We start from the raw sequence: 11512 nt of genomic DNA on the forward strand, positions 1-11512 counted from the left end.
GCGCCCGGACGGCGGCGACGCGGAAGGCGGGACAATGGCGAAGCGCGATTACCTCAAGATCACGGACACGACCCTGGCCGAAGCGCACCGCGTGCTCAGGCTCGCCGCTCGCCTGAAGGAGGAGCCGAAAGGGCGGCGCACGACGATGCTCGCCGGCCGGGCCATCGCGGTCGTCCTGGAGAAGGCGAGCACGCGCACGCGCGTGTCGTTCGAGGTCGGCATCGCGCAGCTCGGCGCCCAGCCGATCGTGCTGAGCACCCAGGGCAGCCAGCTCGCCCGCGGCGAGCCGATCCGCGACACGGCGCGCGTGCTCGCCCGGTACTGCGACGCGATCGCGTTCCGCACGTCGTCGACCGCGCGCCTGCTCGAGATGGCGGAGGCGAGCGTGCCGGTGATCAACGCGCTCTCGGACGACGGCCACCCGGTGCAGGTGCTCAGCGACATCTTCACGATCCAGGAGGCGCTCGCGGCGAGCGGGGACAGGAGCGGCATCGCCGGCCGGCGCATCGCGTTCCTCGGCGACTGCGCGAGCAACATGGCGCGCTCGTGGCTCGAGGCGGCGCAGCTCTTCGATTTCCACCTCGTGCTCGCGGGGCCCGAGGGGTACATGCCGCCCGCCGACGAGGTCGAGCGCGCGCGGAAGACGGGCCACGTCACGATCGTGCACGACCCGCGCGAGGGCGCGGCGGGCGCGGACGTGGTGAACACGGACGTGTGGGCGAGCATGGGACACGAGGCCGAGGCGGAGAAGCGCCGCGCCGCGTTCGCCGGCTGGACCGTGGACGCCAAGGTGATGGCGAAGGCCGCGCAGCACTCCATCGTGCTGCACTGCCTGCCGGCGCACCGCGGCGAGGAGATCGACGACGAGACGCTCGAAGGGCCGCGATCGCGCGTGTGGGATCAGGCCGAGAACCGGCTGCACGTGCAGAAAGCACTCATGCTGTGGCTGCTCGGCGTCGAGCTGGCCTAGAGCGGGCGCGCGCCGCGCGGGGTCAACCGAGGAGGGCGCCGCGCCGGGAGCGGGCGGGGGCCCCGTCGCTGCCCGAGCGGCCCGTGAGGTCCGCGACGACCTGCACCAGGTCGGCAGGGTCGATCGGCTTGGCGACGTGCTTCTGGAAGCCGGCCGCCAGCGCCCTCCTCCGGTCCTCGATCCGGGCATAGGCGGTCAGGGCCACGGCGGGGATACGCCGGATCTCGTCCCGGCCCGCCGCGCGCAGCTGGTGGATCAGCGCATAGCCGCTCTCCCCCGGCATACCGATGTCGCTGAGCAGGACATCGGGCCTCAGCCGCTCCAGGACGCTCATGGCCTCGCTCGCCGAGCCGGCCGTGGTGACCCGCGCGCCCGCTCCCTCCAGCAAGAACGCGAGCATCTCCCGGGCGTCCGGCTCATCCTCGACGACGAGGACGTGAACGCCGAAGAGCGGCGGCGGCTCCCCGCTCCGCAGCGGGGCGCGCCCCGGCGCAGACGGCGGCCCCTCGCGCGCAGCGGAGGGCGCCGCGGGCAGGGGGAGCGCCACCGTGAACGTCGCTCCTGCCCCCTCGCCCGGGCTCTCCGCCTCCACCGTGCCGCCGTGCAGCTCGACGAGGTGGCGGACGATCGCGAGCCCCAGGCCGAGCCCGCCGTGAGCCCTCGTCGGCGAGGAGTCGCCCTGGCGGAAGCGGTCGAATACATACGGCAGGAACGACGTGGCGATGCCCTTGCCGTTGTCCGTGACCGAGATCGCGACCTGGGAGTCGCTCCGCCCCACCCGGACGGTGACCAGCCCTCGCTTCGGGGTGAATTTCACCGCGTTGGAGAGCAGGTTCCACATGACCTGCTGGAGGCGATCCGGGTCGCCGCACACGTGGTTGAGCCCCTCGCCCGGCTCGACGCGGATCTCGATCTCCTTCGCCTTCGCCGTCGGCGTGATGGTGTCCACGGCGGCCTCGATGACCGCGGCGAGATCCACGGCGATCGTGCGGAGCCGCAGCTTGCCCGTGATGATCCGGGAGACCGTCAGGATATCGTCGACGATCTGCGCCTGCGCGTGGGCGTTGCGCTCGATCGACGCCATGCCCTGCTTGACGCGCTCCGGGGCGAGGCCCTTGTCCCTGATCAACCGCGCCCAGCCCAGGATCGCCGTGAGCGGCGTCCGCAGCTCGTGGGAGACCGTCGCGAGGAACTCGTCCTTCATGCGGTTCGCGTCCTCGGCCCGGATGCGGTCCTTCTCCGACTGGGCGAGCGCCTGCTGCTCGCGGCGGAGCAGCTCCGTGCGCTCGCGCTCGAGCTGCTTCAGCTCGGTGATGTCGACGACGGCGCCCGTCAAGAACAGCGGGGAGCCGTCCCGATCGGCGACGATGCGCCCGCGATCGTGGACCCACCGGATCGACCCGTCGGCGCGGACGACGCGGTGGATGATGTCGTAGATGCACCGCTCACGGATGCTCCGCTCGTGCATGGCGATCACCGCGTCGAGATCTTCCGGGTGGACGCGGCTCAACCAGTCGCCGATGGGCTGCGTCGTCTCGCGCTCGTCGAGGCCCAGGATGCGGTTCAGGCTCGCGTCCCTCGTGTCGTACTGCGTCTCCAGGTCGACTCGCCACGTGCCCACGTCCGCCGCCCACGTGGCCAGCCGTAGCCGATCCTCCCGGTCCTGGAGCGCGCTCTCGATCCGGAACCGCTCGGTCAGGTCGACCGTCGCGCCGACCATGCGAATCGCCTTGCCGCCCGCGTCGCGGAGCACCGCGCCGCGATCGAACACGCGGGCGACGGAGCCGTCGCCGCGGTAGACGCGGTACTGCGCCGACCAGGTGTCGGCGTCCCCGTGGATGAGCTCCTCGAACGCGCGCGCAATGCGGTCGCGATCCTCGGGCAGCACGCGGTCCACCCACCACGCGCCGGTCGGGGCCGTCTGCTCGGGCGTGTAGCGGAAGACCTCGTGAAATGTCGCGTTGCGCTCGACCTGGTCCGTCCGGATATCCCAGTCCCAGATCGGGTCCTTGATCGCTCGACCGAGGAGGCGATAGCGCTCGTCCTGTACGTCCGCCTCCAGGCGCGCGCGCGGCTCCCTGGCGCCTGCGCGCGCGGCGCCATCGGCGGGGCCTGCGAGCGCGACCGCGGCCTGATCGGCGAGCGCCTCGATCAGCCAGGCATCCTCGCCGGAGGCCGGGGCGGCGCGCTCGACCGCGAGCACGCCAGAGACACGGCCGCTGACGATCAGCGGCGCGGCGGCGACGTGGGCCGCCCCGTCCAGCGCTCGCGCTATCCCGTCGTCGGCGCTCGGGAGCGGGCGGCCGCAGAGCTCGGCGAGCAGCGCCGGATCGAGCCCCAGCGCCGCTCGCACCACCGGACGCTCGTCCTCGTCGTTCAGGATCAGGACGGCCCTGCCGGAGCCGCTCAGGCGCGTCGCCGCGGAGAGGACGATCTCTTGAATCGCGGGCGCCGAACACGCCGACGCGAGCGCGCGGCTGGCCTCGGTCAGCGCGCGGATCTGCGAACGGTGCCTCTCCTCGTCTTCGATCACAGGCAGACGACCCTCGGATGCAGCATGAGGGTGCTCTCGCGGACGATGGGTGTACATCCCTGCCCAGATCAGCCGGGCGCGCTCTTGGAACACGGCGCCACCACACCAGAGCACGAGCAGGCGGTATGCCTCTTGCGGCCCTGTCATAGGAGCACGTGGACATGCGCGCCAGCCAAGCCGCAGGCGATCCGGCGCAGAAAACTTGGCCCGGTATCCCGATTCCTGAGCAAACCCGCGCAGCGTGGATTTCCGCGATATGCCGCCCGAGCTCCTCCTGGCCGTGGCCGGCGCGGCGCTCTCCTTCGGGCTGGTCCAGACGCTCCGGCTCGCGTGGAGGCGCGCGTGGCAGCGGCGCCGGCTCTCGCGGTGCCGGGAGCAGGGCGCCGCGGGAGAGGCCCGCGCCGAGGCGCTCCTGCGCGAGCTCGGCTACACCATCGTCGGCCGGCAGGTCGCGGTCTCGTACGGAGTCCAGATCGACGGCGAGCCGGTCAGCGTCGGGCTCCGCGCCGACTACCTCGTGGCGCACGGTCCCAGGCGGTATGTCGCCGAGGTGAAGACGGGCCGGCTCGCGCCGCGCATCGACACGCCCGCGACGCGGCGGCAGCTGCTCGAGTACCGCGTCGCGTTCGACGTCGACGGCGTGCTCCTCGTCGACGCGGAGTCGCGGCGGGTGCGGTCGGTGGTGTTCCCGCTGCCCGCCGGCGCCGCGGCCGCGTCACCGTACGGCGCGCGCCTCGCGTGGGTCCTGGCGGCCGTCGTGGGGGGCCTCGTCGCGGCGATGGCCGCGCGCTCCGCGGGGTGACGCGGGCGCGCGGCGGGCCAGAGCGCGGCCTACGGGCGGCTCGCGGCGCGGCGCGCGCGGCGCCTGCGGCCGGCGAGCAGCAGGAGACCGAGCCCGAGCAGGCCGACCCTGGCCGGCGAGGTCTCCGAGGTCGCGCCCGCGCGGCAAGCGCAGGACGTGTCGGGCTTGTTGCCGCCCGTGCCGCCGCCGCTCGCGCCGCCGGAGCCGGAGCCAGAGCCGGAGCCAGAGCCGGTGGTCAGATCCACCGGATCGTCGAGCCCCACGTCGGGTCCGATCGACCCTCCGCTCGCGGCGGAGGCGGCGCCGCCGTGGACCACCGGCTCGCCGCAGACCCCGTTGACGCACGGCGCGTTGCCGGGGCAGACGGCGCCCGCGCACGCGTCGGCGCAGCTCCCGGCGACGCAGACCTGCCCGTCAGCGCACGTCTTGCCGTCGCAGCCGGTGTCGACGCAACGGCCGTCCCCCCCGCACACCTTGCCGGTCGGGCAGGTGCGGCAGCCGCAGTTGGACTGGCAGATGCCGCGCTCGCAGACCGCGCCGTCCTCGCACTCGATGTGGGCGCAGAGATCCACGCACCGCCCGAGCTGGCACTCCTGGTTCGCGGGGCAGACGACGCCGTCGCACCCGCCCACGCAGTTGCCGCCGACGCAGATCTGGCCGCCTGTGCACTCCTTGCCGACGCACGCCTGCTCCACGCAGAATCCGTCGTCGCAGACGAGCCCGGCGTCGCAGACGACCTCGCCGCGCCCGCAGTACGGCACGCACGACCCGCGGTTGCACACGAAGCCCTCGTCGCAGAGCCCCTCGCCGTTATCGACCTCGCCGTCGCAGTCGTTGTCGATGTTGTCGCAGGTCTCTTTCTGCTCGCCGGGCTCGAGCACGGGCAGGCACTCGACATCGCCCTCGGTCGCGCAGCCCGTCCTGCCCACGGCGCACGCGCCCTGCAGGCCCGTGTCGCAGACCTCGCCGCCGCCTTTGCAGGTCACGCCCGTGATGTAGTAGACGAAATCGTTGAAATCGCCGTCGTTCTCGTACCCGCCCTGGCTCCCCTTCCAGCTCGTCGCGGTCACGGGCAGGTCCTCGAAGGCGACATAGAACGCGTCGGGCTCGGCGGTCGACGTGTAGATCAGCGTGGTCACCCACGGCTCGTTCGGCGTGCAGCTCGTGCAGACGGTGTTCAGCTCGCGCTGCGAGAACTTCGTCTGGGTGCAGTAGGTGCCCTCCTTGCCGATCAGCGCGAAGCCGACCAGGCCGCCCTGGTACCGCGCATCGTTCCGGATGTCCGCCGCCGAGAACTGCCGCGGCGTCCAGTCGTGCTGCCCCGCCTGGGTGGTCTGCATCGTGGCCAGCGGGCAGAAATCGTTGTCCTCGCACCGGAACGCCGTCGACGTGTCAGCGGGGATCAGCTCGTAGATCTGGTTGTCCGGCGGGCGCGTGCCGCTCGCGTTCGCGTTGTACCAGCCGAACGCGACCTTGCACCCGCCCCCGCGCAGCACGAGCTCTCCCGAGAACCCGCAGAGCGGCGAGAACACGCCTGGCTCCGTGCTCGCGTCGGCCACGGGATCGATGTCTTCCCCCCGGTACCCGAAGAGCCCCTCGAGCGTGACGGCATCCCTGGGGAAACCCCGGCCCGTCACGAGGCCAATCTCGTTGTCGCGGACCGGCGTGGGCAAGTCCGTGCCGTCCAGCTGCTCCACAGCAGCGCTCGCGGGCACGGCCCCGGCGAGCGGGGCAAGCGATAGGAACAAGGAAAACGCGGCTCGAGCCGCGCGGCGGCGAGGCGTCGTGAAATAAGGCGTTTGCGGCATGAACACCACTCTACACCTCCCGAAGAGACCAGGGTGGATGAGATTACACATCTCCACACCACCAGAATTATGCAGCACGGTTGTTCCTGCGTCGCAGCGCGCAGCCGTCTTGACGCACGCCGTCACCACGACGCATGGAGTTGATCTGACGTTGAGTCGACCGTCAGCGTATTCCGGCGCCGCTCCACTTCGCGCCGGGACAGGCCTCCTCGGGGCGCTGCGCGGACGACTGCGGCGGAATCGCCACAATGGCGCAATGAAATAGCGGAGCAATGAAACGACGGCGCGCGCAACGAAACAACCAACAGCGCGGCCGAGCAACGCAGCGACGCGCCCGGCCCGGGGTGTTGCCCGGGTGTGTTAGGCTCGCGCGCTCAGGCTGCGCGTTTCCACCGCCACCGTATGACCAAGAAATCGCTCCGCGTCTATTTCATCGCCCACCACGACGGCCGCTTCACCGGCATCCTCCTGCGCACGTGGGCATTCCTCTTCGATCGGCCGGCGCCGTCCGCCTATGGCGCCTCCGAGGACGAGGTGCTGCGCGCGATCGAGGTCGAGCTCCACGCGAGGCTCGCCACGGACGAGGACGATCTCGATCGCTACCTGTGGGACGAGTCGTTCGAGGTCCGCTCGCTGGACGTCGACGTCCACCCGCAGACCACGGTCAAGCGGACCGCCGTCGTCGGCCGGCGCCAGATCCCGCTGCGGCTCACGTACCTCGCGAGCAAGCTCGCCGAGGGCGGCGTCCGCGTGATGCTCCCCCGCTTCGGCTGGTCCGTGGTCCTCGAGGATCTCTCGATCGCGCCCGACGTGCTCCGCCAGCTCGTCACGAGCGCGCTGCTCGGCGAGTCCCCGCGGTCGCTCTTCGATTTTCGCCGGGAGGGAGACGAGTACGTGCGCCCGTGGTCGCCGCGCCGGATGGAGCGCGCCGGGCGGAGCGCTCGGCGCCCCGAGGACGAGCGCCCCACGCTGCACGCCGTCTCCGAGGATCTCGTCGAGAAGGCCGCGCGCCAGCGGCTGCCGCTCGCGGTGGGCGAGTCCGAGGAGCTGGAGCAGGCGCTGCCGCTGTTCGACGTGGCGCGCGCCGCGCACGGCGCGTCGCTGCCGTCGATCCTGCTGGTGGGCGGCCCGGGCGTCGGCAAGACGACCTGGGTCCACCGCCTGGCGCGGCGGTTCGCGGCGTGGCGAAGGGACAAGGCGCGCGCGAGCTCGCCGGGCCTGTTCAGCACCTCGGCCGATCGGCTGCTCGCCGGGATGAAGTACCTCGGCATGTGGCAGGCGAGGTGCCTGAAGCTCGTGGGCGAGCTGTCGCACGAGGGGGATCTACTCCACGTCGGCGCGCTCCTGCCGCTGCTGCGGCCGCAGCCGGACGGCGCGTCGATCGGCGACGTGTTCCTGCCTGCGCTCCGGACGGGCGAGGTGAGCCTCATCGCGGAGTGCACCGAGCCGGAGCTCGAGGCGTGCCAGCGCCGCGCGGCCTCGCTCGTGGCGTGCTTCCAGATCGTCCGGCTGCGCGAGCCGGATGCGGCCGCGGTGCCGGCGCTGCTCGCGGAGTACGAGGCGCGGAAGGACACGCGCGTCCGGCTGCACCCCGCGGGCAAGAAGCGGCTGGTGCAGCACCTCGCGATGTTCCGGCGCGACGTGCTCTTCCCCGGCAAGGCGTTCCGCTTCTTCGACTGGCTCGCGCAGGAGGCCGGCGCCCGGGCCGGCGCGGAGGCGGAGGCGGCCGGAGCGGCGCCGGCGCGCGTGCTGTACCCGCGGGACGTGTCCGAGGCCTACGCGCGCCACTCGGGGCTGCCGATCGAGCTCATCGCCGACGAGATCCCCGCGAGCGCCGAGACGATCGCGCGCGGGCTGAAGCGGCGCGTGATCGGGCAGGACGAGGCGTGCGACACGGCGGCGCGGGTGCTGGCGCGCTTCAAGGCCGGGATGAACGACCCCGAGCGCCCGTGCGGCACGCTGCTGTTCGTCGGCCCGACCGGCGTGGGCAAGACGGAGCTCGCGAAGGAGCTCACGCGGTCGATGTTCGGCGACGAGGGGCGGATGATCCGGCTCGACATGAGCGAGTACAGGCTCCCGGGCTCGTCGGCGCGCCTGCTCGCGGCGGGGCCGGACGCGACGACGCTCGCGCAGCGCGTGCGGCAGGAGCCGCTGTCGCTCGTGCTCCTCGACGAGATCGAGAAGGCGCACCGGGAGGTGTTCGACCTCTTGCTCGCGATCCTCGGCGAGGGGCGGCTGACGGACGAGGACGGGCGCCACGTGGATTTCCGGATGGTGCTCATCGTGATGACCTCGAACCTCGGCGTCGCCGACCGGGCGCCGGTCGGCTTCGGCGGCGACGACGAGCGCGCCCTGCCCCCGGGCGCGCGGCACGGGGCGCCGGCGGGCGTGCGCGAGCACTTCCGGCCGGAGTTCGTGAACCGCATCGACCACGTCGTGCAGTTCCGGGGCCTCGGGCGGGACAGCGTGCTCAGGATCGTCGATCTCGAGCTGGCCAAGGCCGAGGCGCGCACCGGGCTCGTGCGGCGCAACCTGAGGCTCCGTGTGCTGCCCGAGGCGCGGGCCTGGCTAGCCGAGGCGGGGTTCGATCCGAGGCGCGGGGCGCGGCCGCTGAAGCGGGTGATCGAGGAGCGGGTGATCACGCCGATCGCGGCGCGCATGGCGGAGGATCCGGGGTGCAGGGACAGGGAGATCGTGGTGGCGGGCGGGGGCGCGGGGCTCGAGGTGCGGTTCGGGTAGCCGGCCGAGAGGGGGGCGGGCGCAGCCCTCGCCGAGCGGCCTTGCGCCCCTCAGCCCGCGCCGGCGGGCTGTTCGACCTCGGGGCCGGGCTCACCGTGCACGACGGCCCACACGAACTCCGGAATGAGCGCGAGCGAGTGCTGGTCCTGCGTGACGCCGATGAGGCCGCTGACGAACTCCAGGGGGTGCTCCCGGCGCTGCGCATCGATGAAGCGCAAGGGCACGCTGGTCAGCCCCGGCGGGAGCTGCGCGAACCCGGGTCCCTCCGGATCCGCCAGCGCGGAGAGCGGGTTGCGCCGGGCCTCCGCGGCCTTCCAGCGATCGAGCCAGCCGTCGAGATACGCATTCCAGACGAAGTGGTCGGCCGGCCAGGCGCGCAGGTACGGAAAGAGCACGTGGATCCACCCGGTGAGCTCATCCGCGGAGTTCTCGTACCGGAAGAAGGCGCGCCAGAACGCTGGATCCTGACGCCCCTCCGCCGCAGCGACGATCTGGTCGAGCACCGGCAGGAGCACGTCAGTCCAGCGCTCCGCCCCGAAGGGGACGAACGCCGCCGCGCGGTGGCGCACCCAGCGCCAGTCGTCCGCCGTGCCGAGCAGGTAAATGCGCGGGATTCCACGTTCCGGAAAGCTCATGTCCGCGGGGAAGGGCGGCTGCCACTCGAAGTGCGGCACGAACGGCGTCATCACCGTGAGCTCCGACGCCACGCGCTCCACCGGTCCCGTGGTGGAGAAACTGGCTGTCACGAGCTCCCGCAGCTTGCCGACCCGCGCGGCGATCAGGGTGGAGAAATCCGAGAACGCGACGGGCCACGGGTTCACCTCACCCAGCGTGAAATCCGGCCGATCGATCCTCAGCTCGAAGTCGCTGTCGTCGAGGAGGACCTGACGCCGCTGCGCCTCGTTCGCGGCGACGTGGAGCGTGAACCCCCGGGCAAGGCAGAACCAGACCACGTCGGGTGACAGCACGAGGGGATAACGCTGGGTATAGGCCATGTAGGCCGCCTGGAGGAGCGGGTGCACGTCCGTGCGTCCGACGAGGGGCAGGCGATGGCGGTAGGCGGCCTCGACGGGCGAGACGAGCAGGCTCTGCACCGTCGCTTCCTCGTCGAACGCGGGCAGGGGCGCCGTCGAAGGCGCGACCTCGGCAACGTCGATCGTCGTGACGCTCATGGCTCCTCGTCCTCCTGGCCCTGCGCGACGGCTTCATGGGCCAGCGCTGCCGTAGATAGAACCTCGTACACAAGCGCGCCGCGCGAGACAACTCGCGCCGGCGGCAACCGCGCAGCGAGCGGGCTCAACAATGGAATCGCCTCGGCGGCACCTCGACCTCGTCGGGCGCGCCGACGCACGGCCGTGCGCCAGACGCGTGAGCGGAGAGGCAGCGAGCGCTCACCCACAACGGAACATTTCAGTAAAACTGACACATCCGTGCGTGCAATTAGAGCGCCAGGTTACCTGCTCGGCGGACCGACCGCAATCGCGATGCTTGTCGCCGCGTCGCCCTGGATGCATGCGCGGATTCGGTCCCGGCGGAGCGCCACAATGGCGCGAAGGTGCGGGATCTCCCGGTCCACAAGGCGGATCCCGAGAGATTCGCTGCTGGCCGAGCTGGGCGACATGGCACGGCATATCCCGCCTCCAGGCGAGGATCGAGGCGCTTGGCAGCGCATGAGTTTCGCGTCATTCATGGCGCATGCCCTCCTCGCGCAGCTCCTCGCGCAGCCGTTCGCCTTCGCCGTCGAAAGCCACAGGTGTCCGCTCGGGGCTGCGCGCCCAGGTAAAGAGCGCGGGCAATTTCGCGCATCCCCTGACCGACGCCGGCAGCCCGTCCAGCAGCGCAGCCGCGCCCAACGCCGTGAACCAGGCCGCGGCCCCCAGCCCGACCCCAAAGCCAGACCCCTTCTCCGGCTGGGATCCCGTCACGCGGAAGAGTACCAGCAAACCGAGTTCGCCCGGCGCGACGACCACGCCGCACAGTCCATCAGGGAGCCATGTCGGGAGCACGACGACCGGCAACAACAGCCCCAATGTCGGCCGAGCACCCACCAGCGCGCCAAGCTCCCCGACCGCGACGCCGAGGCCGCCGCTCTCCAACGCCGGGAACCCGCAGGATCCGGCCAGGCCTCGATCCGCCGCTTCCGATGGCGGCCTTCCCAGGGGCTCTACACAGCCTCAGACCACCGAGCCCACCGTCAGGCCTCGATCCGCCGCTTCCGATGGCGGCCTCCCCAGGGGCTCTACACAGCCTCAGACCACCGAGCCCATCGTCAGGCCTCGATCCGCCGATGGCGGCCTCCCCAGGGGCTCTACACAGCCTCAGACCACCGAGCCCATCGTCAGGCCTCGATCCGCCGATGGCGGCCTCCCCAAGGGCTCCACACAGCCTCAGACCACCGAGCCCATCGTCAGGCCTCGATCCGCCGATGGCGGCCTCCCCAAGGGCTCCACACAGCCTCAGACCACCGAGCCCATCGTCAGGCCTCGATCCGCCGATGGCGGCCTCCCCAAGGGCTCCACACAGCCTCAGACCACCGAGCCCACCGTCAGGCCTCGCTCCGCCGATGGCGGCCTGCCCAAGGGCTCCACCCAGCCTCAGACCACCGAGCCCACCGTCAGGCCTCGCTCCGCCGATGGCGGCCTCCCCAAGGGCTCCACCCA

The 11512-nt window shown here is 71.9% G+C and carries 7 protein-coding genes; 3 read left to right on the plus strand and 4 right to left on the minus strand.

What is annotated here, in order from left to right:
* The first annotated feature begins 34 nt into the window (after window positions 1–34).
* Window positions 35–970 carry an ornithine carbamoyltransferase gene (argF, locus tag WMF12_RS37305; RefSeq protein ID WP_437852915.1) on the plus strand — a complete coding sequence of 312 codons (936 nt, stop codon included), beginning with the start codon at window positions 35–37 and terminating at the stop codon, window positions 968–970.
* Between the two features lie 22 nt (window positions 971–992).
* Here argF and WMF12_RS37310 read toward each other — a convergent pair whose 3' ends face one another.
* A complete protein-coding gene (locus tag WMF12_RS37310) occupies window positions 993–3503 on the minus strand; it encodes a PAS domain-containing protein (protein WP_437852917.1) in 2511 nt (836 codons plus the stop codon).
* Between the two features lie 241 nt (window positions 3504–3744).
* Between WMF12_RS37310 and WMF12_RS37315 the strand changes: the two genes are divergently transcribed.
* On the plus strand, window positions 3745–4305 hold the full coding sequence (locus tag WMF12_RS37315) for a hypothetical protein (protein WP_437852918.1): 561 nt from the start codon (window positions 3745–3747) through the stop codon (window positions 4303–4305).
* A 29-nt stretch (window positions 4306–4334) separates the two neighbouring features.
* Here the strand turns inward: WMF12_RS37315 and WMF12_RS37320 are convergent, their stop codons facing one another.
* Entirely contained in the window at window positions 4335–6053 is a 1719-nt protein-coding gene (locus tag WMF12_RS37320) for a hypothetical protein (RefSeq protein WP_437852920.1), read from the minus strand.
* 462 nt (window positions 6054–6515) lie between these two features.
* Here WMF12_RS37320 and WMF12_RS37325 point away from each other — a divergent pair, with 462 nt between their 5' ends.
* Entirely contained in the window at window positions 6516–8852 is a 2337-nt protein-coding gene (locus WMF12_RS37325) for an AAA family ATPase (RefSeq protein ID WP_437852922.1), read from the plus strand.
* A 50-nt stretch (window positions 8853–8902) separates the two neighbouring features.
* Here the strand turns inward: WMF12_RS37325 and WMF12_RS37330 are convergent, their stop codons facing one another.
* Both WMF12_RS37330 and WMF12_RS37335 read right to left on the minus strand, forming a co-directional pair.
* Window positions 8903–10024, minus strand: coding sequence for a DUF4419 domain-containing protein (locus WMF12_RS37330; protein WP_437852924.1), 1122 nt, complete (start codon window positions 10022–10024; stop codon window positions 8903–8905).
* Window positions 10025–10534: 510 nt separating this feature from the next.
* The gene (locus tag WMF12_RS37335; RefSeq protein ID WP_437852926.1) at window positions 10535–10948 is read right to left on the minus strand and encodes a hypothetical protein; all 414 of its coding nucleotides are present in this window, start codon (window positions 10946–10948) and stop codon (window positions 10535–10537) included.
* Window positions 10949–11512: the final 564 nt, after the last annotated feature.

This window comes from Sorangium sp. So ce363 (assembly GCF_051520435.1).
Lineage (GTDB): Bacteria > Myxococcota_A > Polyangia > Polyangiales > Polyangiaceae > Sorangium > Sorangium cellulosum_B.

Excerpts from the sequence above, each read along its gene's own strand:
- argF (WP_437852915.1), top strand. The coding sequence starts at position 35 with ATGGCGAAGCGCGATTACCTCAAGATCACGGACACGACCCTGGCCGAA.
- WMF12_RS37330 (WP_437852924.1), bottom strand. The coding sequence starts at position 10,024 with ATGAGCGTCACGACGATCGACGTTGCCGAGGTCGCGCCTTCGACGGCG.
- WMF12_RS37325 (WP_437852922.1), top strand. The coding sequence starts at position 6,516 with ATGACCAAGAAATCGCTCCGCGTCTATTTCATCGCCCACCACGACGGC.